At 67.8% G+C, this 26314-nt stretch carries 21 protein-coding genes and 2 pseudogenes; 11 read left to right on the forward strand and 12 right to left on the reverse strand.

The features are described from left to right. Positions 1-673: 673 nt before the first annotated feature. From ACWD68_RS29145 to ACWD68_RS29160, 4 genes are read left to right on the forward strand one after another with little or no spacing between them, the layout of a single operon-like run. On the forward strand, positions 674-2155 hold the full coding sequence (locus ACWD68_RS29145) for a DUF3375 domain-containing protein (RefSeq protein WP_451809437.1): 1482 nt from the start codon (positions 674-676) through the stop codon (positions 2153-2155). Further along, the gene (locus ACWD68_RS29150) at positions 2152-2778 is read left to right on the forward strand and encodes a DUF4194 domain-containing protein (protein WP_451809438.1); all 627 of its coding nucleotides are present in this window, start codon (positions 2152-2154) and stop codon (positions 2776-2778) included. Before ACWD68_RS29145 ends, ACWD68_RS29150 begins: the two co-directional genes overlap by 4 nt. Next, positions 2775-6191 carry an ATP-binding protein gene (locus tag ACWD68_RS29155; protein ID WP_451809439.1) on the forward strand — a complete coding sequence of 1139 codons (3417 nt, stop codon included), beginning with the start codon at positions 2775-2777 and terminating at the stop codon, positions 6189-6191. Before ACWD68_RS29150 ends, ACWD68_RS29155 begins: the two co-directional genes overlap by 4 nt. A 1-nt stretch (position 6192) precedes the next feature. After that, on the forward strand, positions 6193-7377 hold the full coding sequence (locus ACWD68_RS29160; RefSeq protein ID WP_451809440.1) for a Wadjet anti-phage system protein JetD domain-containing protein: 1185 nt from the start codon (positions 6193-6195) through the stop codon (positions 7375-7377). A 50-nt stretch (positions 7378-7427) separates the two neighbouring features. On the opposite strand, the gene ACWD68_RS29165 is transcribed toward ACWD68_RS29160, so the two are convergent. Beyond that, positions 7428-7634, reverse strand: a complete 207-nt coding sequence (locus ACWD68_RS29165) for an HNH endonuclease signature motif containing protein (RefSeq protein WP_451809441.1) — start codon at positions 7632-7634, stop codon at positions 7428-7430. A gap of 116 nt (positions 7635-7750) precedes the next feature. Between ACWD68_RS29165 and ACWD68_RS29170 the strand changes: the two genes are divergently transcribed. Together ACWD68_RS29170 and ACWD68_RS29175 are read left to right on the forward strand one after the other, a co-directional pair. Continuing rightward, positions 7751-8581, forward strand: a complete 831-nt coding sequence (locus tag ACWD68_RS29170) for an IS5 family transposase (RefSeq protein ID WP_451809442.1) — start codon at positions 7751-7753, stop codon at positions 8579-8581. Further along, entirely contained in the window at positions 8578-9000 is a 423-nt protein-coding gene (locus tag ACWD68_RS29175) for a hypothetical protein (RefSeq protein ID WP_451809443.1), read from the forward strand. Before ACWD68_RS29170 ends, ACWD68_RS29175 begins: the two co-directional genes overlap by 4 nt. A 77-nt stretch (positions 9001-9077) precedes the next feature. Here ACWD68_RS29175 and ACWD68_RS29180 read toward each other — a convergent pair whose 3' ends face one another. Then, on the reverse strand, positions 9078-10112 hold the full coding sequence (locus ACWD68_RS29180) for a lactonase family protein (RefSeq protein WP_451809495.1): 1035 nt from the start codon (positions 10110-10112) through the stop codon (positions 9078-9080). A gap of 199 nt (positions 10113-10311) precedes the next feature. On the opposite strand from ACWD68_RS29180, the gene ACWD68_RS29185 reads away from it, so the two are divergent. From ACWD68_RS29185 to ACWD68_RS29205, 5 genes are all read left to right on the forward strand, one after another. Then, complete coding sequence (locus ACWD68_RS29185) at positions 10312-11199, forward strand: universal stress protein (RefSeq protein ID WP_451809444.1); 888 nt, start codon at positions 10312-10314, stop codon at positions 11197-11199. Between the two features lie 142 nt (positions 11200-11341). Next, positions 11342-12391 carry an NAD(P)-dependent alcohol dehydrogenase gene (locus tag ACWD68_RS29190; protein WP_451809445.1) on the forward strand — a complete coding sequence of 350 codons (1050 nt, stop codon included), beginning with the start codon at positions 11342-11344 and terminating at the stop codon, positions 12389-12391. A 50-nt stretch (positions 12392-12441) separates the two neighbouring features. Beyond that, positions 12442-14271, forward strand: coding sequence for a glycoside hydrolase family 15 protein (locus tag ACWD68_RS29195; RefSeq protein WP_451809446.1), 1830 nt, complete (start codon positions 12442-12444; stop codon positions 14269-14271). Beyond that, entirely contained in the window at positions 14268-15701 is a 1434-nt protein-coding gene (locus ACWD68_RS29200; protein ID WP_451809447.1) for a glucose-6-phosphate dehydrogenase, read from the forward strand. Before ACWD68_RS29195 ends, ACWD68_RS29200 begins: the two co-directional genes overlap by 4 nt. A gap of 16 nt (positions 15702-15717) precedes the next feature. Next, positions 15718-16269, forward strand: a complete 552-nt coding sequence (locus ACWD68_RS29205) for a gluconokinase (protein WP_451809448.1) — start codon at positions 15718-15720, stop codon at positions 16267-16269. Between the two features lie 150 nt (positions 16270-16419). Here ACWD68_RS29205 and ACWD68_RS29210 read toward each other — a convergent pair. The 10 genes and pseudogenes from ACWD68_RS29210 to ACWD68_RS29255 all read right to left on the reverse strand — a co-directional run. After that, positions 16420-16629, reverse strand: a pseudogene (locus ACWD68_RS29210) (hypothetical protein); the annotation flags it as partial. 111 nt (positions 16630-16740) lie between these two features. Then, positions 16741-17061 carry a hypothetical protein gene (locus tag ACWD68_RS29215; protein ID WP_451809449.1) on the reverse strand — a complete coding sequence of 107 codons (321 nt, stop codon included), beginning with the start codon at positions 17059-17061 and terminating at the stop codon, positions 16741-16743. A 98-nt stretch (positions 17062-17159) separates the two neighbouring features. Continuing rightward, positions 17160-18350 (reverse strand): annotated as a pseudogene (locus tag ACWD68_RS29220) (ISAzo13 family transposase); the annotation flags it as partial. A 435-nt stretch (positions 18351-18785) separates the two neighbouring features. Then, on the reverse strand, positions 18786-20216 hold the full coding sequence (locus ACWD68_RS29225) for an argonaute/piwi family protein (RefSeq protein WP_451809450.1): 1431 nt from the start codon (positions 20214-20216) through the stop codon (positions 18786-18788). Next, positions 20213-21526, reverse strand: coding sequence for a DUF4365 domain-containing protein (locus tag ACWD68_RS29230; RefSeq protein ID WP_451809451.1), 1314 nt, complete (start codon positions 21524-21526; stop codon positions 20213-20215). The genes ACWD68_RS29225 and ACWD68_RS29230 overlap by 4 nt, the downstream gene beginning before the upstream one ends. A gap of 247 nt (positions 21527-21773) precedes the next feature. After that, positions 21774-22085, reverse strand: a complete 312-nt coding sequence (locus ACWD68_RS29235) for a hypothetical protein (protein ID WP_451809452.1) — start codon at positions 22083-22085, stop codon at positions 21774-21776. Positions 22086-22208: 123 nt separating this feature from the next. After that, a complete protein-coding gene (locus ACWD68_RS29240) occupies positions 22209-22406 on the reverse strand; it encodes a hypothetical protein (protein WP_451809453.1) in 198 nt (65 codons plus the stop codon). Positions 22407-23080: 674 nt separating this feature from the next. Next, complete coding sequence (locus tag ACWD68_RS29245; protein ID WP_451809454.1) at positions 23081-23794, reverse strand: ParA family protein; 714 nt, start codon at positions 23792-23794, stop codon at positions 23081-23083. 165 nt (positions 23795-23959) lie between these two features. Next, entirely contained in the window at positions 23960-24532 is a 573-nt protein-coding gene (locus tag ACWD68_RS29250; protein WP_451809455.1) for a helix-turn-helix domain-containing protein, read from the reverse strand. Further along, positions 24529-26034, reverse strand: a complete 1506-nt coding sequence (locus ACWD68_RS29255; RefSeq protein WP_451809456.1) for a helix-turn-helix domain-containing protein — start codon at positions 26032-26034, stop codon at positions 24529-24531. Before ACWD68_RS29255 ends, ACWD68_RS29250 begins: the two co-directional genes overlap by 4 nt. Between the last annotated feature and the right edge of the window lie 280 nt (positions 26035-26314).

Genomic DNA, 26314 nt, shown 5'->3' on the forward strand with positions numbered 1-26314 from the left:
ACCCGTATCCGCCTGACCGAGCCCACCTCGACATCCGGTCCGCAAGCGGCCCGGATGCTGCCGCCTGCCCTCCCGAACCTCGATTTTCCGATCAGCTTCAGAGTCAAGCTGAGTACAGAGGGCGTTGTGTGAAGGCGCACGACGGCACTGTGTTGCCTGGTTGGGCGCGGCGCATCCGGAGCCGGAGCGCTATCAGGGCTGGGCGATGCCCGGGCCGCAACGGTGACCTTGCCACCCGTGTCACGCCCGACCGCAGAGGTCTGCGGCATTCGCGATGGCGGTGCGGGAACCCTGGTCGACGGCGGTGGGCTGTTTGCTTTAACCCGTCGTGATCAAGGTCCGATGGCATGGCCTCTCGTCCGCGCGGATGACGTCGGGCCGGGACTCGAAATTGTGTTCGCACAGGGCTTGAGGAGGAGGGTCGGGAACGATCCGGAATCCGGATTTACCTGCCCTCTTGCCTGGCATTTTGCTTCCTCGGGCCGCCGTGGCCTATCCAGTTGTCGGCTCTGCCGAGTCCCCTTGTCAGTGGTGGCCTCTACGGTTTCTTGTGGTCGGCGCGGAATGCCTGTGCACGGCTGCGCGGGCACGGGTGCCGGCCGAGTAGGGCGTGTGTTTCCGCCGTTGGCGGGAAATGCGTCGTACCCGCCGGGGTAGTGAGAGGGCAGGATGTATGGAGTTGGACTACGACCGTCTGGTCGCCCTGCGAAAGCAGAGCGCTGCTTGGCGGCTGCTGAAGGCCGACAACGCCGCGCTGATGCTGAGCTTCTTCAACAAGGTGTTCGTCGAGCAGGGAACGCGCTCGATTGCCGGTGCGGAGCTTGTCGAACGGCTGGACGACGAGCTGTTCGCACTCAACGACCGGCTGGGGCAGGGGACGTTTCCCAAGTCCGCGAAAGCGTATCTTGATGACTGGTCGGGGCAGGGGAACGGCTGGCTGCGCAAGTACTACCCGCCGGATTCGGACGAGCCGCACTATGACGCTACGGCTGCGGTCGAGAAGGCAATCGCGTGGGTCCGGTCGCTGGAAGAGCGTTCGTTCGTCGGTACGGAGTCGCGGCTGAACACGATCTTCGATCTGCTGCGGCAGATGACGTTTGGCACAGAAACCGACCCCGGGGCGCGACTGGCGGAGCTCACCCGGCGTCGGCATGAAATCGATCAGGAAATCGAGCGTGTTGCAGCCGGTGAGGTGGAGGTTCTGGACAGCGCGGCGCTGCGGGACCGCTATCAGCAGGTGACGACGACGGCGCATGGGCTGCTGGCCGACTTCCGCGAGGTCGAGGCGAACTTCCGGGGCCTCGACCGAGACCTGCGGAGCAAGATCGCCGCGTGGGACGGGGCTAAGGGCGAACTCCTAGATGAGGTGCTGGGCAGCCGCGAGAGCATCGCAGAGTCGGACCAGGGGCGGACTTTCCAGGCGTTTTACGACTTCCTCCTCGCGCCGAGCCGTCAGGACGAACTCAAGACGCTGCTGGCCGCGGTCGAGGCCATGGAGGCTATCGGCGAGCCCGATCCGAGGATGCGTCGCATGGCCCGGGACTGGCTGGAGGCCGCCGAACGCACCCAGAGCACGGTGCGGCAACTGTCGGATCAGCTGCGCCGGTTCCTGGACGACCAGGTGCGCTCGGAGGATCGCCGTGTCCTGCAGCTGGTGCGCGGGATCGAGGCGCAGGCCCTAGCCCTGCGCGACGTGCCGGGCGTGAGTCTCGTCGCCGAGATCGATGCGGCAGCCCCGACCATCGCCCTGCCGATGGAGCGGCCCTTGTACACGCCGTTGGTCAAGGCGCCGATCGACAGCACCGGCATCGAGGCGGGGGACGAGGAGTTCACCGCCGACGCTTTGTTCGAGGCCGTGTATGTGGATCCCGCCCGGCTCACGGCCGCGGTGCATCACGCCCTGGGCTCGCGCACGCAGGTGTCGTTGGCCGAGACGCTGCGCGAGCACCCCTTGGAGCAGGGGCTTGCCGAACTGGTCGCCTACTTCGCTCTGCCGGACGACGGATTCACCACCGTGTTCGACGACCACCGTCAAGAAGAGATCACATGGGCCGGTGAGGACGACGTCCAGCAGGTCGCCACCGTACCCGTGGTCACCTTTGCCCGCACCAACCCCGGCATCGCCTGGGTATCCAGCCCGAAGGAGGGGCGATGACCACACCTGCCAACCCCACCCCGAAACAGCCGTACACCCTCTCGCTGCCGGTCAACCAACTACTCAAGGGACCAGTCTTCCGCGACCAGCACGAGCGGGCCTGGGACGCCCTGCTGCATCACGGTGCCGGCGTGAAGGACTACGTCGACGTCATGGGGCTGCGCATAGTGATCGACGAGATGGAGGGCTACGCCTTCCTCCAGTCGAAACCCGACGACGAAGACGACGTCCGCGATCCCCGAATGGCGCCGCCACGGCTGATGCCCCGCCGCTCGTTGTCCTACCCCGTCAGTCTGCTGGTCGTGCTGCTGCGCAAGCGGCTTGCCGAGTTCGACACGGGCGCCGACGGCACCCGCCTGATGATCACCCGGGACGAGATCGTCGAGATGATCCGCACGTTCCTCCCGGCCGGCAGCAATGAAGCACGCCTCGTCGACCAGATCGACGGCCACATCAACAAGGCGGTGGACTTGCAGTTCCTGCGTCGGGCCCGCGGGCAGGAGCAGCTGTTCGAGGTGCAGCGGATCATCAAAGCCTTCGTCGACGGGCAGTGGCTCGCTGACTTCGACACGAACCTGGCCCAGTACGCGGCCACCCACACCCCCCAGGAGGAGCAGCAGTGATCCCCGCCCAGCCCGGCCCCGCCGACACGAGCGCCCCCACCGAACTGGCTGCGGCAGGCTTCCGGCTGGAGCGTCTGGAGGTCTACAACTGGGGCACATTTGACAAGCACGTGTGGTCGTTCGGCCTTGGCGGCGCCAACGCCCTGCTGACCGGGGACATTGGTTCCGGCAAGTCCACCCTGGTGGATGCGATCACCACCTTGTTCATGCCCGCCCGCAAGATCGCCTACAACAAGGCGGCCGGCGCGGAGAGCGGCGAGCGGAGCCTGCGCTCCTACGTGCTGGGCCACTACAAGTCCGAACGCAACGAGACCACGGGGACGACCAAGCCGGTGGCGCTGCGCAAGCCGGGCAGCTACTCCGTCATCCTGGGCGTGTTCGCCAACCCGGCGCTGTGTGCGACCGTCACGCTGGGGCAGGTGTTCTGGCTGGCCGACGCGAACGCCACCAGCCCCGAGCGGCTGTTCCTCGTCGCCGATCGGGCGCTGTCCGTTGCCGGGGACTTCGCTGACTTCGGCACCGAGGTGCGATCCCTGAAGAAGCGACTCGAAGCGGGCGATGTCCGCGTCCACAAGACGTTCCCGCCGTACAGCAAGGACTTCCGGCGCCGGATGGGCATCGAGTCCGAGCAGGCGCTGGAACTCTTCCATCAGACGGTGTCGATGAAGTCGGTGGGCAGCCTGGATGAGTTCGTGCGCAGTCACATGCTCGAACCGTTCGATGCGGCGGCGATGACCGACAACATCGTCAGCCACTTCGACGCACTGACTACCACCTACAGCGCCGTTCAGCGGGCCCGCGCCCAGATCGAGGCCCTCACCCCGCTGCTTGAGGACTGCGACGCCTCCGAGGACCTGGCCGCACGCATTGAGGAGGCCGACGCGCAGCAGGCTGCCCTGCGGTACTTCATCGCCGAGCGTACCTCTGCGCTGCACGAAGTCCAGCGCGCCGAGTCGGAACGGACGCTCACCCGTCTGGAGGGCGAGCAGAAGACCGCGAAGGACGAGCTGGAGCGGCTGCGGGGCCAGGAGCGTCGGTGGGAACTGCAGCGTGAGGGCCTGGGCGGCGGGCGCCTAGGCGAACTGGAGCGCCAGATCAAGGAGACGGAGCAGCAGCGCGCGGCTCAGGAGAAGCGCGCCCGCCAGCACGCCGCCCTGCTGGAGCAGGCAGAGCTGGCCCCGGTCACCGATCAGGCGCAGTTCACCGACCGCCTTGAGGAGATCGCCCGGGCCCAGCAAGACGTCGCCGCGACCACACAGCAGACGCGCACGGCCCTGGAGACACTCGCGGTCGAGGCCGCACAGCTGAAGCAGCGGGCCGGGGACCTCAACGCAGACCTGATCAGTCTGCGCTCGCGCCGCAGCAACATCCCCCGCAAGCAGCTGGAAGTACGCGACCGCCTGAGCCGCGAACTCGGCATCGAGGACAGTGCCCTGCCCTTCGCCGGCGAACTCATTCAGGTCCGCGACGAGGAGCAGACATGGGCCGGAGCCGCCGAGCGGCTGCTGCGCGGTTTCGCCGTGTCCCTCCTGGTCCCCCGCGATCAGTACGCTCGCGTCTCCGACTGGATCAATGACCACCACCTGGGGACCAAGCTCGTCTACTTCCGCGTCCCTGACAAGCTCCCGCCGCGGTGCGTGCCCACCGGCGCGTCCACAGCGCTGTACACCAAGCTCGAAGTGCGCGAGGACTCGCCGTTCGCCCCGTGGCTGGCCGGCGAGCTCGAACGCCGCGCCTCCCACGCCTGCGTGCCGACAATGGAGGACTTCCGGCACGCCGATCTCGCCATCACTGCACAGGGGTTGATCAAGGGAGCACGGGGCCGCCACGAGAAGAACGACACCACCCGCATCGACGACCGCAGCACGTATGTGCTCGGCTGGACGAACCAGGCGAAGATCGATGCCCTCCTGGATCAGGCGGGAGGGGTCCATGGTGCCCAGCGCGAGACGGAGAAGAAGAAGCGAGGGCTGGGAGCCGCTTACGAGGACGCCATCAGCCGAGACAAGGTCCTCGACCGGCTGGCGGCAATGCTGGACTACAGCGAGATCGACTGGCCGTCCGCCGTACGGCGCATCACCGAGCTCACGGGCGATAAGCAGCGCCTGCAAGCGGCCTCCAAAGACCTGGACGAACTCACCCGCCGCCTCACCGAGACCGCCGGCGAAATCACCGAACAGGAAGACGCCTACGAGAAGGCCAGCCAGAGCTGGGGACGGGTCTGCGGCGAACGCGACACCGCTGAACGCGCCCGCGACGAGGCCCGCGCGGTACTCGACGAACCGGCCGCCCGCGCTGCACAGGCCCACTTCTCGGCCCTCGAACAGCGCCTGACTACAGCCCGCCTGGCGTGCCAGACCGCGCAGGAGTGCGCGCAGACCGAAACCCGGCTGCGCGAGGAGATGACGGCGCACAAGGACCGCTGGGCCAAGGAGCAGACCCGCCTCGCCCAGACGATCGCCGCCCGGATGAGCTCCTTCCGCACCACCTATCAGGTCGAGACCAGCGAACTCGATGCCTCCGTCGCCTCCGCCCCCGGATATCGCGCCTTGCACCAGCAGCTCGTCGCCGACGACCTGCCACGCTTCCAGGACCAGTTCCGCACCTACCTGAAGACCAACGTGATCCGCGAAATTGCTGGATTCCACTCGCAGTTGAACATCTGGGCTGACGAGATCGGTGACCGCATCAACACCATCAACGAGTCGCTGGCCGGCATCGACTACAACCCGGGCCGCTACATCATGCTCAAGCCCGAGCAGACGCCCAACACCGAGATCCGCGAGTTCACCGCGGAACTGCGCGCCTGCACCGACGACGTCCTGTCCGGCGACGACTCTGACCTGTACTCCGAGGAGAAGTTCCACCAGGTCCAGCGCTTGATCGAACGCTTCAAGGGCCGCGAAGGCCACACGGACAGCGACCGCGGCTGGACCAAGCGCGTCACCGACGTGCGGTACTGGTTCGTCTTCAGCGCCAGCGAACGACGCCGCGAGGACGACTCCGAGTACGAGGTGTACTCCGACTCCGGTGGCAAGTCCGGCGGTCAGAAGGAAAAGCTCGCGTACACCATCCTGGCCGCCTCCCTTGCTTACCAGTTCAAGCTCGACACCACCAGCAGCAGGAGCCGTACCTTCCGCTTCGTGGTCATCGACGAAGCCTTCGGACGCGGCTCGGAGGAATCCGCCCGCTTTGCCCTGGACCTCTTCAAACGCCTGGGCCTGCAACTCCTCATCGTCACCCCGCTACAGAAGATCCACGTCATCGAGCCCTACGTCTCGGCCGTCGGCTTCGTCGATAATCCCAGCGGACACCATTCCCGCCTGCGCACCCTGACCATCGCCCAGTACCGCCAAGAACGCCTTGCCCACACCTTGGCCGGCCTGCAGCCCGCCGCAGGACAGGGAGACTGAGATGACGACTCATCAAGATCTCAACTGGACTACGCCGCAGGCCGTCCTCGAACGCCTCCGCAAACGCTGGAACACGGGGACCTACCTCACCCAACTCGCCGACGGGGCACGCTGGAAACCCGTCGAGATTCCGCTGCGCGGCCCGAAAGCCAGCGACGTCACCCGCCACTATGACCAAGTCCTCGCCTGGACCGAATCATGGGTGCCCAGCGCACACAGGCACTTGCGCATCGAATACCGCCGACTCGGCGGACGCCTCGCTGGCGTGAACAACATCCCCGACCGCGTCTGGATCGACGACCGCGACGGTCTCTGGCGCCTGCTCGGCGTCACCCCCACGGTCGCCCGCTACCAAACCCTGCTGACCTCTACCCAGGAATCACTGCCCGCGCTCATCGACTGGATGATCGCCCACCCCATGCAGGTCCTCCAGCGGGAAGCCGACTGGCCCCGCCTACAGGCCACGATCCGCTGGATCACCGACTATTGTGGCCCAGCCGTCTACCTGCGCCAGCTCGACGTACCCGGCGTGGACACCAAGTTCATCGAACGCCACCGCGCCATCCTGACCACCCTGCTTGAGCAGTGCCTTCCCGACGGCCGTATCGACGCCGAGGCCGCACGCACGGACTTCGCCGCCCGCTTCCGCTTTCTGTGCAAGCCCACCTACCTGCGGTTCCGAATGCTCGGCGGCGAGTCGCTGGCGGGCTTCAACGAACTCACGGTCCGTGCTGATGAGTTCACCGCGCCGCAGCCTGGCATCACGACCGTGTATGTCGTCGAGAACGAAACCACCTACCTCGCCTTCCCCGACCAGCCCCACAGCATCGTGATCCACGGCGGCGGCTACGCCGTCACCCAACTGTCCGCCCTGAACTGGCTGCACGGCATACGCCTTGTGTACTGGGGCGACCTGGACACCCACGGGTTCACCATCCTCGACCGGCTGCGTCGGACCTTCCCGCACACGCAGTCCATCCTGATGAACCGGGGAATTCTCCTGGAGCACCGCAGCCAGTGGGTGAAGGAAGACACCCCCACCCACCAGCCTCTCGGCACGCTCACTCCGGACGAGGGCGATGTCTACGACAGCCTCGTGGACGGCGAGTTCGGCCCCAACGTGCGACTCGAACAAGAGCGCGTGCGGTTCCACCTCCTCGAGGACGCCCTCAACGAGCTCCGCTAGGCACCGCACACACCATCAGCCGGCCTGTCGGTGCCGATGAGGAGGCAGGTTCATCGAGCCGCGGCGAGCAGTTCCTGATGCCTGGCGAGGGCCGTAGCGCGAACGAGAGCACGGAACTCGTCGGTCACCGTCCCACGGGTCTTCAGGGCATGACAGTTCGGGCACAGAGCGATCATGGCCTTGGGGAGATCCGCGCCTCCCTTGGCGTGATCGTCTATGTGATCCACTTCCAACAGGGTTGGGGTGGGACGGTCCACGCGACGTGCTCTCAGAGGGCGGTATGCGAGTTGGCAGGTGATTTGTCGTCACCTGAACGTGTGGGACTGCGGTATCCCAGCCGGTGGGCGGGCTCGGGCGTGCTGGGCTGAACACCGTGAGTGGGCGCAAGCCCTACAAGACCGACCTGTCCGATGAGCAGTGGGCGCTGATCGAGCCGGTGATCGTCGCGTGGAAGGCCGCGCATCGCTCGGTCAGCGGCCATCAGGGCCGGTACGAGATGCGGGAGATCGTCAACGCGCTCCTCTATCAGGGCCGTACCGGCTGCCAGTGGGACCTGCTTCCGCACGACCTGCCGCCGCGCGGCGCGGTGATGTACTACTTCACCAAGTGGCGCGATGACGGCACTGACCGGACCATCCACGACCTGTTGCGCTGGCAGGTGCGGGAGAAAGCGCGGCGGAAGGCGGATCCGAGTCTGGTGGTGCTCGACACCCAGAGCGTGCACGTGGCGGCCGGGGTGCCGGCGGAGTCGACGGGGTGTGATGCGGTAAAAAGAGTACCGGGCCGCAAGCGCGGCCTGGCCGTTGACGTGTTGGGGCTGGTGATTGCGGTGGTGGTGTTCGCCGCGTCCGTGCACGACAACGCCGCCGGTGTCGCGCTGCTGGACAAGGTCGCCGCCGACACCGACACCGTGGAGAAGGCGCTGGTCGACCAGGGCTTCAAGAACGCCGTCGTCGCGCACGGGCAGACGGTGGGCATCGAGGTGGAGGTCGTCGAGCGCAACCCGGCTCAGACCGGGTTCGTGCCGATCCCCAAACGGTGGATCGTGGAGCGCGCCTACGGGATCTTGATGCTGTACCGCAGGCTGGTGCACGACTACGAGCACCTGCCGCGCAGTTCGGAGTCGCGGGTGTACTGGGCGATGACCGCGGCGATACTGCGCCGGCTGACCGGGGCCACCGCTGTGGCCTGGCGCAGCGCATGACCGGCGTGGAGCTGACCCTCGGGGCGGTGCTCGTACGGCTGGAGGATCGGGAACGGGAGATCGCCGCGCAGGTCGAGGCGACGAGGGAGCAGATCGCGCAGCTGACGTCTCGGCTGGACGAGCTCGGCCGGGCCGCCGAGGACGTCCGGATCACCCGCAAGACGCTGCTGGAGCTACCCGATCCGCAGCCGCCCGCGCCGCCGGCCCCGAAGCTGCCGGACCATCCGGCCTACCAGCAGATCATGGCGGTGTTCGCCGCGGCCGACACGCCGCTGCGGGCGCGGCAGGTGTGCGAGGCGCTGGACCTGGAGATCGTGCCCAACAACATCAACAACACCCGCCTGAAACTCAAGCGGCTGACCGAGCGCGGAATCCTCGTCGAGACCGAACAGGGCTTGTTCGCCCAGCCACGGCCGTAGCCGCCCGGCGACACTGCAGCCGGCGCGCTTACCCCTCCCGCACCGCGAAACGGACATCAACTCATGTACCGCCCCTCTCAGGCAAAGATGACATTGGACGCGGCTGGGACGGATAGTGAGCCCGCGCGGTGGGGGATTCCTGATGTGGGGTCGATGTCGAACCATGTGACTTCGCCCGAGCGCTCATTCGCAACATACAGGCGGGTGCCTGACGGGTGCAGTGCCAGGTCGCGTGGCCAGTGGCCCCCGCACGGCACCGACGCGACCACCTCCGTCTTCTCGCCGGTCTCGTCGAGTGCAAGTACGACGATGGTGTCGGTGCCGCGTACCGCCACCCACAAATGCCGGCCGTCGGGTGAGACGACCGGGGCCGACGGGGAGACAGGGCCGTTGACGTCTTCCGGGAACAGCGGAGTTTCCCCCGCCGGCTCGAGCACCCCGGCCGCCGCGTCCCAGCGGTACACGGTCACGGTGGGGTGGAGTTCGCCGAGCACATAGGCATGGCGCCCGGCCGGGTGGAAGGCAAGGTGTCGAGGTCCGGTGCCGGGCGGCAGTGCGGTCTCCCTGTGCAGTGTGAGTTCCCCCGCCTCTGCGTCCAGGGAGTAGGACCGGACCGAGTCGGTGCCGAGGTCGACACTGAGTGCCCAGCGTCCTGACGGGTCGGGAAGCACTTGGTGGGTGTGCGCGGCCAGCTGGCGGTCAGGGTGGGGTCCTCTGCCCTCATGGCGCAGCACGCTGCTCGGGGGTTGCGGGGTGCCGTCGGTGGCGAGCGGCAGCACAGTGACGCTGCCGGAGCCGTAGTTGGCGGTCAGCAGGTGGCCGTGGGTGATCGTGAGATGTGTTGGCTCGTCTCCACGCACCGCCACGGGCGTGCAGATCGGGCGGGGCACTGGACCGGTGATGTCATAGGCGGCGACCGCCCCCGGCGCCGTTTCGGATACGGCGTACAGAACCGGGCCGGCCTGCGTGTGGTTGACGGCGAGATACGACGGGTCGGCGACCGCGCCGATGGCGCCGGTCACGGTCAGCGCTCCGGTGTCTGGATCCACGTCGGCCACGACGATTCCGCGTCCGCCTGCCGAGGTGAACGACCCGATGAAGGCTCGCCCCATGCTCTTGTCATCCACAGTGACCTCCGCCGTGCTCGCACGCGTGGCGACGCTAGCAGCCGGTCTCGTGGCTGCGGTGCCCGGCGACGCGGGTGCCGTCGTGAGTTCAGCAGTGTGGCGGTAGGTGCCCTGTGCTGACTGCCTGGTCCTGTGGCAGTGACGTATCGCCGGGGTCAAGCTGGGAGTAAGGGCCGAGTCGATCATGGGAGGCGTGGTGGGCAACCGGGTTGTGGTAGGAGTGGATGGCTCGTCGTCCAGTCTTGCAGCGGTGGAGGCGGCGGCTCGGGAAGCCCGATGGCGTCGTGCGGAGCTGCGAGTGGTGCACGCCATCTGGCCAGTGATCGTGCCCGGGCCTGTGCCGATGGGCGCCGCGCCCTTCGGTCCAGCCGAGGGTGTGTTGCCGGCCGCGGCCGAGCGTCTGGTGACTGAGGCGCTGCACCGTGCCGGCGACGTGGCGCCTGAGGTGGAGGTCACCCATGAGGTGGTAGCCGGCGAGGCGTTGACGGTGCTGGAGCTTCAGTCGCGTGATGCGGACCTGGTGGTCATCGGATCCCGGGGCAGGGGAGGCTTCGTCGGGATGCTGCTGGGATCGACGGCGGTGTACCTGGCTGCCCACAGTCGGTGTCCTGTGATGGTCGTGCGCGAGCAACGGGAGGCCGCTGGGCCGATCGTGCTGGGCGTCGACGGGTCCCGGGCAGGCGAGAAAGCGGTCGATTTCGCGTTCGCCGAGGCTGCGCTGCGTGGGGCTGACATCGTCGCCCTGCACGTGTGGACCCCGGGCAATGTGTCCGTGTCTCCGCCGCAGGTGCCGGACGTGTTCGGGCCGGGCACGGTCGCCGAGGTCGAGGAGCGTCTGCTGGCCCAGTCGCTCGCGGGTCGTCAGGAGAAGTATCCGGACGTCTCGGTCCGGCCCGAACTGGTGCACGGTGTGAACCACGAGGCATTGATCGAGGCGAGCAGGACCGCCCAGCTCGTGGTCGTCGGGGCCAGGGGGCGGGGCGGATTCACGGGGTTGCTCCTGGGATCCGTCAGTCAGGCTCTGCTGCATCACGCTCACTGCCCGGTCGCCGTCGTCCGGGGCAAGGAGTGACGCGGTTTCACTGAAACGGCGCACCGCCGAAGCGGCCGGATCGCGATCCGGCTCGGCCCCTGGGAGTGTGGAGCACGGCCCGTGTGGTGGGCCATTGCCGCCCTTTCGATGGCGGCGACGCCTGGCAGAAGGGACGGAGCAGTTGAAGACATTTGTGATGAAGGAGATCGGGCGGGTGGGCTTCATGGAGAAGCCCGTTCCGCAGCCGGGTCCGGGTGACGCGGTCGTGCAGACGACCAGGGCTCTGATCTGCACCTCGGACTCCCACACCGTCCAGGGCGGCATTGGTCCTCGGGAGAACCTGACGCTGGGCCACGAGGCGGTGGGCGTCGTGCACGCCGTGGGAAGCGAGGTGAAGGACTTCCGGCCCGGCGACCGTGTGCTGGTCGGCGCCATCACCCCTGACTGGGGCGACATGGCCTCTCAGAACGGGTACCCGTCGCAGTCCGGTGGCCCGCTCGGCGGCTTCAAGTTCGCGAATTCCAAGGATGGTGTCTTCGCGGAGTACTTCCATGTGAATGACGCCGACGCCAATCTCGCGAAGATCCCTGATGGCATCTCCGACGCGGCGGCGGTCTACTGCGCCGACATGCTGTCGACCGGATTCATGGGAGCGGAGAAGGGCAACATTCCCATCGGTGGGACCGTGGCCGTGCTCGCTCAGGGGCCAGTGGGCCTGATGGCGACCGTAGGAGCCCGGCTCCGCGGCGCCGGCCTCGTTATCGGGGTCGAATCGGTTCCCGAACGACAGAAACTCGCGCGCACCTACGGCGCGGACGAGATCGTGGATTTCACCAGCGAGGATGTCGCCGAGCGGATCCATGAACTGACACAGGGCCAGGGCGTCGACACCGCCATCGAGGCACTCGGCGCGGACGTGACGTTCCAGACCGCCGTCAGGATCACCAAGCCCGGAGGCACCGTCTCCAACATCGGCTATTTCGGCGAGGGGGAGTTCGTACGCATTCCCCGCGTCGAATGGGGCGTCGGTATGGCCGACAAGACGATCGCCACGGGCCTCTGCCCCGGAGGCCGGCTGCGCATGCAGCGACTGCTGCGGGTCCTGCAGACCAAGCGCGTCGATCCCGCGCACATGACGACCCATGAGTTCCGCTTCGACGACATGGAGCGCGCCTTCGAGGTGTCGGACAAGAAACTCGAGGACGTCGTAAAGGTAATGATCACCTTTTAGATGCCCCCATTTGGTCGCGCGATTGTTCGGATATGTGGAAGTGAGGCGGCATGCACGATCCCGATCCCCCCTTCCGGCCGATTCGCCAGAGGGAGGGCTACCTGCCGCTGGAGGATCTCGGCCTCATCGGTGACGGTGCGACGGCCGCGCTGGTCGGCCTGGACGGTTCCATTCCCTGGATGTGCCTGCCCCGGTTCGACTCCGAACCGCTGTTCTGCGGCCTGCTGGATCACGCACGCGGAGGGCACTTCACGCTGGCCCCGGAAGACCTGGTCGAGGCGCGACAGCGCTATGAACCCGACACCGGCGTACTGATCACCGAAATGCGCAGCCCCACCGGCGTGGTCCGCGTCACCGACGCCCTCGTTGTGCGCTCCGGCACCGACCTCACCGACGACGCCCCGGCGGACCGGGCCGAACTCGTACGTTCAGCCCTGGTCCTGGACGGCAACGTCCGCCTGCGGATGGACCTGGAGCCCCGCGGCGGCGGCCAGGCGCGGCCGCTGTTCAGCGGGCTGGAAGTACGACCGTCCCGACGGTCCGATCTGCGGCTGCACCTACGCTCCACCCGCCCCCTCACCGGCCTGCACAGCACACACGACCTGCAGCAAGGCGATCGTCTCGATCTCGTGCTGTCCTGGGGCCGCTTCCACCGCCACCACCGGTTCGACGCCGACGCGATGCTGCAGGCAACCGCCGACGCGTGGCGCCGCTGGATGAAGCACTTCGCCTACAGCGGCCCCGAGGAACCCCTGGTACGGCGCGCCGCGATCACGCTGAAAATGTGCGACGACTGGGCCAACGGCTCGCTGGTCGCGGCCCCCACCTCGTCCCTGCCCGCACCGGTCGGCGGGATCCGCAACTGGGATTACCGCTACGCCTGGATCCGGGACGCGGCCTACGCCGTCTTCGCCCAGCGCCGTATCGGCTTCGCCGGCGAGGCCGACGCCTTCCTCGGCTGGGTCCTGGACGCCTTCGAGTACGGCGAGCGACCCCGGATCATGTACACCCTGGGCGGCAGCCCGGTACCGGACGAGGTCCAGGACAGCGAACTGGAAGGCTACCGGCGCTCCGCTCCGGTGCGATGGGGCAACGGCGCGGCCGACCAGCGCCAGCACGACGTCTACGGCGAGATCATGGACTGCGCCGACCAGTGGCTGCGCTCCGGCGGACAGATCCAGCCCGCGCTGTGGGCCAGCCTGGCCGGGCTGGCCGACGCCGCGGGGCAGGCGTGGCGCCAGCCGGACCAGGGCATCTGGGAGGTCCGCAACGAAGGCCGGGTGTTCACGTACTCGGCCGGGATGTGCCAGGTGGCCCTGGACCGGGCTGCAGCCATCGGTGAACGGCTCAGCCTCCCCGGGCGGATCGCCGAGTGGCGAACCTCGGCCGACCAGTTGCACCGGCTCATCCTGGAAGAGTCCTGGGACGAGAAGGCGCAGACCCTGAGCGCACATCTCGACGGCGGCGGCGCTGTGGACGCCAGCCTGCTCGCGCTTCCGCTGCGCCAGGTCGTCCCGGCCGATCACCCACGGATGGTGGCCACCACCACGGCCATCGCCGAGCGACTGTCGGCCGGTGACGGCCTGCTCTACCGCTACCTGCACGACGAGTCCCCCGATGGCCTGGCCGGCGACGAGGGCGCCTTCGTGCTGTGCAGCTTCTGGCTGGTCGACAACCTCATCGGCCAAGGACGCATCGAGGCGGCCGAGGAGCTGTACGCCTCGCTGTGTGCCCGCGCGAGCCCGCTGGGGCTGCTGTCGGAGCAGATCGCCCCATCCACGGGAGAGTTCATGGGCAACTTTCCTCAGGCATTCAGCCACATCGGAATCATCGCCAGCGGCGTGAACCTCGCCCGAGCGAAAGCAGACGCCAACACATGATCAACCGACTCGTCGTTTTCGGCGCGACAGGCGACCTCAGCGCGCGATACCTTCTGCCGGCCGTGGCTGCCCTGCGGGCGGCAGGACACCTCGGCGACCGGTTCCGGATGACCGGCGCGAGCCGGGAGGACTGGAGCACCGAGCAGTATCAGGAGTGGATCACCCGTCAACTCGGCCGACACGGCGGATCCTGCCCGGCCGACGCCCAGCAGGCGATCGCAGCCTCGGCCCGCTACCAAAGGGCGGATGTCACCGACGCCGCCGACGTCAGAGCGGCCGTCGCCGGGGACGATCCCGTCGCGGTCTACCTTGCGCTGCCCCCCTCGCTCTTCCCCCGCGTGGTTGGCGCACTGCACCAGGCGGGCCTGCCACCAGGCAGCCGGATCGTGCTGGAAAAACCATTCGGTGAAGACCTGGACGGCGCACAGGAGCTGAACCGGCTGCTCGTCGATCTGGTGCCGGAGCAGGCGGTGTTCCGGGTCGACCATTTCCTGGCCATGACGACCGTCCAGAACGTGCTCGGCAGCCGCCTGGCCAACCGCGTGCTCGAACCCCTGTGGAACAGCACTCACATCGCCGAGGTGGAGATCGTCTGGGAGGAGACCCTGGCGCTGGAGGGCAGGGCCGGCTACTACGATCACGTGGGCGCGCTGAAGGACATGGTGCAGAACCATTTGCTGCAGGTACTCTGCCTCGTTGCCATGGAACCGCCCATCACGCTGGGGGAGCGGGATCTGCGCGACCGGAAGGTCGACGTGCTGCGATCCGTGCGCCTGCTCACCGACTACGAGGTGGGGCACCGTACGCGCCGGGCCCGCTACTCGTGCGGCCGGAGCGGCGAGCACGACGTCCCGTCCTACGTCGACGAGGAGGGCGTGGACCCGCGGCGCCGCACCGAGACCTTCGCCGAGGTGGAACTGGAGCTGGACAGCTGGCGCTGGGCGGGAACGACATTCCGGCTCCGCAGCGGCAAGGCACTCGGGGCCGACCGCAAGGAGGTCGCGGTCCGTTTCCGTTCCGTTCCCCACCTGCCCTTCGGGCACAGCGGGGAAGTCCTGCCCAATGTGCTGCGCTTCGGACTCGAACCGGAGGGCCTGTCCCTGGATCTGATGGGCACGGGCTCCCGCACCGGCCACCTCACTCAACTCGAGCTCGCTGCTGGGATGGAACCGCCCGACCTGCCCGCCTACGGCAGGCTGCTGCTGGACATCCTCAACGGAGACCCGGCTTTGTCGATCCGCGGCGACGAGGCAGAGGAAGCATGGCGCGTGCTCGAACCCGTCATCTCGGCGTGGGAGAGGGATCTCGTTCCGCTGCAGGACTACCCGGCAGGCTCGGACGGACCGCCCAGTCGGCAACCGTACGGTCCCGGCCCGGTACGTCGGGACGACCTGCTGCACGAGGAAACGGCTCTGCCGGGCAACGCCTGATGTGATGACCCGAAAGATGTCAGCCATGGAAAGAGAGCTCCCCGATGCCGGTCGTGCCGGGCATCGCCCACCGTGTGTTGTGGTGATAGGCGTGTCCGGGGTGGGCAAGACCACGGTGGCCCGGATCCTTGCCCAGCGGCTGGACATCCCTTTCGCCGAGGCGGACCATTTTCATTCGCCTGCCAACATCGCCAAGATGTCGTCTGGTGTCCCACTCGATGACGCCGACCGCGAGTCCTGGCTGGAGTCCATCGGCCGCTGGCTGCACCACGGCGACGTGGCGGGCACCGGAGGCGTGGTGACCTGCTCCGCGCTGCGGCGTCGCTACCGGGACATCTTGCGCGCGGCATGCCCAGCCGCCTTCTTCGTACATCTGACGGCCGACCACGATCTGCTGGAGCGGCGCCTGAGTAAGCGCACCGGTCATTTCATGCCGAGAGCACTGCTGGATTCGCAGGAGGCGACACTGGAACCGCTGGAACCGGACGAGCGCGGAGGCGCGGTGGACACGAGGCCGGCTCCCGACGCCGTCGCCGAGACCGCCTTGGAGTTGCTGCCGGACCGATGACCACGACAGCAGCTCCCGCTGACGACGTCACATTCTTGCTCGACCTCGTTAAGGCGGGCCGTGAGCTGATCGATCTCGCCTCTCAACCGGTCGGCCGTGTCGCCGAGTTCGTGTTCCTTCTCCGCGATCCGGGCGAAGAGCCGTTGATGCTCATGCCGCTGCCCGCAGCAGCCCAAAGGCAGGGCCGACGTCGGCCGGGGAGCGCCAGCTTGCGGCGGTGGTCCCGGTGAGCCAGCGGCTCATCCGGTCGGTCTCGGCCCAGTGCACCCGGGAAACAGAGCTGGCCGGCCGGGACTCGTAGTCCCGCACGAGCCGCCGGTGCACTATCAAGATCCCGAAGGTCTGCTCCACTCTCCACCGGAATCGCCCAGCCCCACACCATCAGGTAACGGCAAATCCGGGCATCAGGTCACGTATCGCCCTCTCATAGGCGAGCAAGGGGGCGTCGATAAATTGATGGAGCGTGTCACGTCAGCGGGTCGTTGATGTTGCTTGCATGACATAGGCGGCGAGTTCGCTGGGGTCGACGAGTCGGATGGGCAGTGGTTCTGCGTGGTGGCCGTGTTGCTGGAGCAGGGGCCGGACCTGCTTGATCAGGGTGCGCATCTGGTTCTCGCCGATACGGAAGAGGTGGGCGGTCAGTGAGCAGGGCAGCCCGCGCTGATCGAGAACGGCGGCCCAGATCATGCTTTCCACGGCGAGTTTGCGGTGACGGGGGCGCTGGCCGGTGGGGACTTGATCGATCAACGTGCGTACTTGTGTGGTGAGTTGATCGAGTGCGTGTCGGGTCATCCCGGTCAGTACGGGGTGGGTTGCCATGGTGGTGTCGAAGGTGTGGGCGTGGCGGGGGTGGGCCCGGCGGGTGGCTGGAGGGGCACGGCGGGGGCGCCGGGCTGGGGCGGGATCGTGTAGTTCCACTCGCCGTGGAAGCTGTCGGGGGTGATGGTGAGTGCGGCGGTGTGCTGGGCGTCGATCTCGATGCCGATGGGGTAGGTGCCCTCGTCCAGGCGGGCGTTCACGCTCAGCCCGGTGCTCGTGGTGGTGGCCGCGATGAGGTTCAGGGCGACTTCGTAGCTGGTCAGGGGGCGGGCCCGCCAGTTCATCGAGATGAATGAGAACAGACGATGCTCCACTTTGTTCCATTTCGACGTGCCGGGCGGTAGGTGGCACACACTGATCTCCAGGCCGGTCTCGGTGGCCAGGGCGGCGAGGTTGGCTTTCCATGCCTTGGCCCGGGAACTGTTGGAGCCGCCACCGTCGGCAGTGATCAGCAGGCGGCGCGTGTTCGGGTAGGCGGCCTGCCCCTCCTCCTTCCACCAGCGGCGCAGGGCGGCCACCGCGAACGCGGCGGTGTCATGGTCGGTGCCCACCACTACGTAGCCGGTGTTGCGTCCGATGTCGTAGATGCCGTAGGGGATCGCGGTGCCGACCGCCTGGGAGGGGAAGTCGTGATCGAGGACCTTCACGGGCCTGCCGGGCGGGGCCCATTCCCGCCCGGCCTGCGCGAACAGCCCGATCTGTTCCTTCTTCTTCGTGTCCACGCTGATCACCGGGTCGCCGGAGTCCAGGAACTGGCGCACCTTGTCGTTGAGGTGATGGAACTGGGCATCGCGGTCCCGGTGACCACTGCCGGCCAGGACCTTGGCGTTGCTCCGCAGGCTGAAGCCCGCCTCTTTCAACAATGCGGCGATCACGTCCCGGCCCACCGCGCGGCCCTGGGTGGCGAGCTCGGTGGCCAGATGCCGCAGCGACTTCGTGGTCCAGGTCAACGGCCCTATCGGGTCACCTTGCGTGCTGTCCTCGACCAGCGCCAGCAGTGCAGCTCGCAGCCCCGGGTCCTTCGCCGCCAGCGCGGGACGCCCCGCACCTCGCCGGCGTACCCGGCCATCGGGCTCGGCATCGTCCTCCAACTCGACAAGGCCCCGACTGACGCACCCCGTGGAGACCCCTGCGGCCCTGGCGACAGCCGCGATCCCGCCATGTCCGAGCTGCCGCGCTTCCGCCGCATACAGCAGACGGCACTGCCGCTCGTTGAGATGCGGAGTCACCGCCTCGAACTTCGCCCGCAACGGACTGATCAACTCATCGAAACGGCCTATATCACATCAACGAACCCAAGTCCCGGAAGCAACCCGTAAATTCGCGACGTCTCCCAAGGGAGGGTATGTGCGTCGCTATGTAATGGTGAAGGCGCCGGAGCCCTCGAACTGCAGGCAGTGCAGCGCTCCTTCCTCGTCGCGAACACGGCTCTGCATCGGTGGCTTTGGCATCCTCGCCAAAGGGTGAGGGGAGGCCTGCCTCCTCGGCGGCCAGAATGTGTTTGTCAATGCGGTCTGGGAGTTCACCCGCTTACAATCCGGTCCGAACCGCATCCGCGATGGCGGTGTGCGTCCCGCGGCGCCGCGTACGTTGCCGAGCGGACCACGGGGGTTGCGGCGTCGCAGCTGCCATTCGGCTCGGTTTTCGGCGGCGGTACCCAGCTGACTCCGCACAGGCGATAGAAGGCGCCCTTGCCTCTACATGTAGTAGGCGTAGCGGGTGGCGATTCGTGCCTCTGCCGGGACGTGTTTGAGGATGGATCCGACTCGGTAGGCGGTGCGCAGGGTGAGGGGGTCGCGTTCGTCGAGTTGGGCGTTGTTCCAGTTCATCTTGGTCAGGGCGAGGATGTCCGTACTTGCGGTCAGTAGATCTGTGCCGTGTGTCGCGGGCCGGATCAGCAGGGGCTGTGGGACGTACAGGCCGGGGTAGGTTCGGAAGTACGGCACTGAGCCGCGGGTGTACAGGAGCATGGATTGGGCGTCGAGTTGGGCGCTGGTGCCTCGCAGCGGCGGGAGTTGCCCGGTGCGGTACAGGTGTGGGGCGCCGCGCCGCTGGATCCACAGCAGGTCGACGTGGTCGATCTCGCGCAGGTCGGCGGCTTCGTGGAATCCGTCGGTCTCGCCGGTGGTGAAGTTCGAGGTCTTGTGTACGACGATGCGTGCGGGCTGGTGGCCGTGGGTGGTGCGGTACTCGGCCAGGGCGTCCAGCAGCAGCTGCCGTGCGTCCGAAACCGTCAGGTGGGGCTGGCGGTCGGTCTTGGAGATCTGGGCGGTGCCGCCGCGGACGACGACGCCGTCGCCACGTTCGTTGAACACCTGGGCGACGGCGGTGTGCAGTTCGTTTCCGTTCGCGCTGCGGTAGAAGCTGACCCCGACGTAGCAGGTGGCCAGGTCGGAGCTGTGGCGCTGCATACGCCAGGGGGTCCCGCCGGCCTTGTAGTACAGGGCGGTGTGCAGGTTCCAGGCCCGTGTGGCCTCGTCCTGCAGCGGGCGAACGGTTTGACCGTTGGTCTTGGCCGGGATCCCGGTCCAGGTCTCCTTGCGCATGAGCTGCAGGGGAGCCGGGAGCGTGAGCGCGGTGGCCTTGAGCAGGTCGTGGAAATCGCCTCCGGCCTCTCGCTCGCCCGCGGCCTCCTCCGACGACGGACGGTCTTCTCTGTCCTGGAGTTCTTCGGGGCGGGCGCAGATGATGACACGGCAGCGCCCGGTCTCGGCCAGAGACCGGGCGGCGTCGGCGTACAGCGCGACCGCGTCGGCGGTGGCGGAGGCAATGTCGGCGCGGGCAAGGCGCCGTAGCTGGCGTTCGGGGATCTCGCGGACGAGGGCGTCGTCGAAGACGAGCTGGGCACCGAACGGGGAGTCGGCGCTGAAACCGGGGAACGGCTGGTGCAGATTCTCCTGCCCGGGTTTTGGCTCCTTGGCCTTGATGGGGTCCTGGCAGCGCTGCAGCCAGCTCCGGATGCCGTCGACCGCCTGGGCGGGGCCGACCAGGGCGATGGGGATCTGACGGGGTCCGGTGGGGGAGTCGGCGTCGGCCGGGCCGTACACGCTGATGCCGTAGCGGGGATCGATGTGGCGGTTTCCGGACCGGAACTCCAGTTCCGGCTCATGGAGCACTGGTGCTTTCATTGCGGCAGCTCCCACAGTCCTTCGGCCAGCCCGTTCACGCTCGGCTTCGGCGTTGGTTCTTGCGGAATCCAGACGCTTTCGTCAATGGCGGCATCGCAGTCGAGCTGCAGGAGCTGGCCGAATCGGATGCGCTCATCCCGGCTCCTGAACAGGGTGTCATCGCCTTGCAGATAGTCGGCCCAGGCGCGTACGAGCTGGTAGACGGCATTGTTGCGTTCCAGCCTCTTGATCTTCTGGACATACTCGGCGTCGTACAGCGAGTCGCGTTGGCCGTCGATGGTGAAGTGGTAGGTGGGGTTGATCTCCAGGAACCACTGCTCGCCCCAGCGCCGGAAGTACAGGCTGGCAGCGTAGTGACGGCAGAAGCTGATCTTGGTCTGGTCGTCCTTGCCGAAGTACGGGGTGAAGAAGGTGCGTCCGCGGCTGCCTCGGTAGCGGGCTTTGATCTTCCGGCGGGACCGGTCCGGCGGGGCCTGCATGTAGACGACCTTCTTGGTGGGATGCCAGACCAGCTCGGGATGGTGGGCGGAGCGCAGGGTGAAGTTCAACAGGGAAACGAAGCGCCGCTGCAGGTCGGGGTCCTCGGTGGTCGCCCATTCCTGAGTCGGGACGGAGGTGACCGGCCCGTCGCAGAGCACGGCCAGAGGGCTCTCGTCCAGTCGGCACAGCGAGAAGATCCGTCCGGTGGCCAGGACGAATCCGCTCTCGAACTGGTTGCCGTTCGAGCGCATCCGCTCCCAGGCATCGCCGCGGTCACGGCAGGGCGTGGACGCCTCGTAGATGAGCGGTGCGAAGTCCTCAACGGCGAGGAGGTTCGAGACCAGTTGTTCGCTTCCTTCGAGCCGGGGCAACGGCTCCCCCACGGGCACGCCCAGGGCTGACAGTCGGCTGAAGGCATCGGGGTCGAAGCGGTCTGCGGCCTTGTCGAACTGAACGACCCGCCGCGCCTTGCGTTCAGGGTCGGCGAACCACGTGTCGAGGCGCTTCCACCACGCCTGCTGAATGCGCAGGTCGACGCAGATGAGCACGACCGGTCGACCCAGCCGAAGCCAGTAGGCGATGTGGTCGGCCTTACACGTGAACCTGAATCCGGTCACGGTGTCGCCCCGAAATCCGACCTCTGTTCCCTTCACCTGGGCCAGGACGGCGACACCGGTGACTTCCCGGTCGGCGTCCACGAACTCGATCTGACCGTCGACGGCGAAGTCGCGCTTGGTGTCGTTCCACACGTGGCCGGCGTCGGAGACGGCCTTGTCGACGAATGCCTCGCCCCGGTACCCAGCCCGCTGCTGGACGCTGCGCTTCGGCATCCGATCAGTGCTCCGGGAAGCACACTGGCGTGCGCGTCGCAGACCGGCCGAATCTGAGGGGCCGAGGCCGCGCTCTGTTGTCCCACCCCATGCAGTGTCCTCCGTCGTCTACGCGTGGTCCGAGTCAACTCAGGATAGGAGGGGCCACTGACAACGCCCCGTGCGCGCATACGGGAGGGGTCCCGGAGGATCGGAGGCCGGTCACTGACTTCGCCCAGAGTGCACGGCACTGGGGTCGACCGAGTGATCACCGTTCTTCAGTCTTGGGCGGGGTGAGGTCGGGAGGGTAGCCCTTGGCGCGCAGGAATGTGTCGAGCGCTATCGCGACGATGTCGCCGTGCTGAACACCGTGGTCCGCGTGGTAACGCCGGATGCGCCGCTGGAGTTGGAGAGCGTTAGGGACGGCGTAGTTGATCTGACCACGACTGGTGTGGCGGCCACCGATGACCTCCAAAGTGCCTGGATGCGGTACCAACGGGTCGTCGGTCAGGTCGGATTGCGCGTCGAGAGCGTCAGCCAATTCACGCAGCTGGCGGGTGTGGCGTGAGAGATCGGGCATGGGGTGCTCCAGTTCGGTCCACTAGTCGAATAGCTAGCCGCCTAGTCGACTAGTGGACTAGGCAGTCGGACGGGTGTCCGCGAACGAATGAAAACGTTCGCGGACACCCTCGGGTCGTGCGGGTCAGAAGCCGCGGGTGGCGAGCCACTCGTCCAGCGCGACCGAGACGATGTCGCCGATGGGGAGGTGGTCGAGTTCGTTGTCGAGCGCGAAGCGCTTGATCCGCTTCTTCAGTTTCAGCGCGGCCGGTACGGACGAGTCGAGGCTCTCGCGCGTGATGATGCGCTGGTTGAGGATGACGGCCGTTTCGGGGATGTCCATGGGGCGGCCGGGGCCGTGAGCCCACGGCGTTCCCTCGCTGGGAGCTGCCTCCGGGCGCCCGCTCTGTTCCTGCTGAGGCCCCGGTGCCTCCGTCCTCACTGGAAACGCGGTAGTGCTTGCGATCGGAGAGCCTGTCCGGCGGATGGCCACTTCTGCGAGTGGTGCCGCGCCAGCAGCCGCGGGCGCGGTATGGGCCGGCCCATGGTACGAAGCGTGCTCGTGGGGGTGTAGGGACGGGACCGTAAGTGCCGCGGATTCAGCAGTTGGGTCTGTGGGCGGCATCGGCCGTTCCACCGGCTCGCCTGCGGGAGCCTGCCGCGGCTGGTGGGTGGCGGTGGCTGGGGGAGCCGACTGGCTGCCAGCCGCTGCCCGCGCGGGGGCGTTCGGCGCGGCTTCGACGGTCGGCCCGACGGACGTCTGCGCCGCTTCGGGCACCGTCTTGGTGCGATCTTGCGCCGACTCCTCGACGGGAGTAATGGAGGGAGCGGGCTGGACCTGGGGCTCGCTCGCCGGCGCGGGACGGATCTCGTCCTGGGCGATGGTCCTTTCGGTGGCGATCTGCTCGGGAGTGAGCTCGGCGCCCGGCGGTGGGGGAGGGGTTGTCTTCTTGGCGCCGCCACCGAGGGCACGCCCGGCGCGGCGGGGCGGGGGCTTGGGCCTGTCGTTCTTCTCGCTCATGCGGTGAGCTCCTTCATCAGCTGGGCATACTCGCTCAGTTCGGTGGGGACCTCGCCGAAGGCCTCCATGTAGTGGACCCAGGAGTGGATGGTGGTCTCGGCGAGCGGGAAGGCTTCGTCGCGGTCGGGACCGATGCCCTGACCTTCATCGGGCTGCAGGAGCTGATTCTTGGCGTTGCGGGGCAGGCTGGTGCGGTCGTCGGCCTTGACCATGACGACGTGGGCGGTGACGTCGTGGGTGTTGCGGGCGGCGGCGCGTTCGGCCTCGTCGAAGGTGGCGACGAGCTTGCGTCGTTCGATCTTGGTGGGGGCGACCGGTACGAGGAGGAGGTTCGCCTCGGTGACGGCCTCGTGGAAGATGCGGGCGCTGCCGCCGCCGGCGTCGACCACGATCGCGCCGAACTCGGCGCGCTTGGCGCGGATGTACTCGGCGATGTCGTCGAACGGGTACCGCTCGACGACCAGGTGCTCGGGGATTTCGAAGGCGGCGGCCTGGGCGACCTTGAACCAGTCGTAGGCGGACTGGCTGGTGGCGTCGGCGTCCAGCAGCAGCGTCGGCAGGTTGAGGACGACGGCGTAGTAGAGGGCGATGAACCAGGCGGAGGTGGTCTTGCCGGTGCCGCCCTTGAGCATGCCGACGACGATGACGAAGGCGTCCCAGGCGCTCGCTGTGGCTGCGCCCAGGGTCTTGTGACGGGTGTTCTCGTTCACGAGTGCTTGATCTCCTGAAATGGGAAGGGGCGTCGTTTGGTGCGCGCATCGAGGAGCGGGCCGACGACGGGGGCGCCCGTGCTGCCCTGTGGCGGCCGGAATGGCGCACTGCCGCCTTCTTGATTTGCCAGGCAGGGTGGGGAACACCCACGAGGACGTGGGGGCTCATGGCCGCTTCCTCGGGTCGTGGGCCGGTCCGTGGTTGTGCTGGGGTCGCATGCGGGTGCCTGCTTGGTGCAGGAGCCGATAGACGGTGGCGACGGAGTAGCTGTGCTCACTGGCGAGTTCCGGCACCGTGGCTCCGGCCTCGTACCGGGCGCGCAGAGACAGCGCGAGCTTGTTCCGCTCGGCGGCCCGCGCTGCGGCGCGCATTCGAAGCGTCTGCTGGGTGGTGCGCACGCTGCCGCCGGCCTCGATCAGCAGGCGTCGGGCAGCACGCCTCGTCTCTCCAGCGCCTGCGGCGAGTTCGGTGAGGGTCGCGCCGTGTTGCTCGTACAGCGTGCGCAGGTGGGCGGCGAGACGCTGGCGCGCCTGCGGATCCTGGCGCATCCTGCGGGTCTGCCACGACGCGCGCATCACGGTCCCGGCATCGTGCAGCCGGTTGAGGACCGTGCCGTAGGACAGGCCGCTGGCGGCGACCAGTTCGTCGACCGTGGCACCGGACTCGTACTGCTTGCGCAGGGTTTCGGGCGTCACCGCGTCGCTCGGATCGGAGGTGACTGGGGGAGGGGGTTTCATGCGACGGACTCCCATTCGCTGAGGGCTTCGGCATGGGCAGCGGCCAGCTCGTCGTAATTGCGCTGGTCTGACGGGGTGATGAGGATCAGCCGGCCGTCGGTGGCGACCCGCCAGTCGGCGGCCGGACGGCCTGTGACCGGGTCGAGGACGCACCCGTGCGGGGTGTGCCACATCGGCGGTATCTCGTCGGGGCGCGGCGCTGGGACCAGGACCTGGCGGCCGTCGCGGACGATCACCACAGCCTTGCTGCGGTGCTCCGCAAGCCGGTCCAGTGCCTCCTGGTACGTCGCTCGCTCGGCCGCGTGCAGGGCTTTCCGCCGGGCCGCGACGCCCCTGGTGCCGTGCTGCTCGGCAACCTTGTCCCAGCCCTGGGCCGGCTCCGCGGCGAGGCTGGTATCCACATCGGGGAGGCTGATCCCGAAGCCTTCCAGGGCACGCGGCGCGAGGGCCCAGGTCTCCCCGGTGTGCTGGACGAGGCCGTGGTCGGCGAGGCGGTTCAGTGTCCGGTAGGTGGTGGCGCGGGAGACTGAGGAGGTACCGACGAGCTCGCCGGCCGTCTGGGCCTGGCGTACGTGCAGGGCACTGATGATCACGAGGGCGGCGCTGCCGAGCCCGTGGTGGGCGAATGCGTCGTGGCCCATCAGACGGCCGAGGACGGTGGAGTCGATGTCGGCCGTCGTGGCCGTCTCAGGGGTGGTCCACTCCTCAAGTGCCGGGTCGGGGGGGAACTGAGTGGTCCACAAACGAGACAGCAGTACAGGGGCGCCGTGGCTGGGGGCGCTGCCGTGGTTGAGGTACCAGGTCGAGCCCTCCCGGCCGTGGCCGACCCGCAGCCGGCGCAGCCAGCCTCCCGGCTTCAGGACAGTGTCGTAGACGGCCCGCAGTGTCGTGCGGGAGATCCCGGCTTCCTCCGCGGTCTGCCGCTCGCTGGCGTGGTGCAGGAGTCCGCCTGCGATTTCGGCGAAGTTCAGATGTGCCCGCAGCACCCGCAGCGCGGTCCGTCCCCGCTCCCCGCGCCAGGGCGTGGTCTCGATGCGGTCCCGCAGCGCGGCGAGAACCTCGAACGCGCCGTGCCGGGATCCCAGCGCCAAGGTGGTGCCGACAGCGGCTGAGGCGCTGGCCCACACCCGGCGGATGTAGTCCAGGGCGCGGGTCTGCCCAGACCGCAACGCGATGGCGCGGGTGTGCTGTCCGCCTTCATGCTCGGGGTGCAACAGAAGCTGCGTCAGCTGTTCGATGGTGCCGCCGGCGCGGGCGACGTGGCAGGCGATGGCCGCGGTGATCCGATGCCCGTGCTCGGCCGCGCCTTGGCGGTCCCCGCGCAGGATCACGGTCCGCTTGTCGGAGGCGAGTCGGCTGTAACTGCCGGTGGCGTAGCGGCCGGTGAGGTCGCCGAGCAGGATCAGATCGGCCGCAGCTGACGGCAGTCGGGACAGGCCCAGTGGGCCGTGGAGGTGGGTGACGTGTCGTTGGGGGAGTGGCTGGTGGGTGCTTTCTGGCACGGTGGGGTCGTCTCGCAAAGACGTGGACGCCACCCAGGCCCGCTAAAACCACGGGCGGCATCCGGAACCGACCTCCCTCGGCGCCGGCAAGATCCCCAGGACGGCCGTCCTGGAAGCCTTTGTACGACTGGCCCCGACTGGAGGCAGGCGTCCCCATCGCAGCTCGACCGAGATCGAAACAGAGCGCCGCCAGAGTCGCCCACTCATGATCCACACCGGTCAACTCGGGTCCCTCAAAGGCCAGTTTCAGGGGCTGCTGCCTCTGACTGCCTCTGAGCGA

This window comes from Streptomyces sp. NPDC005141 (assembly GCF_053599975.1).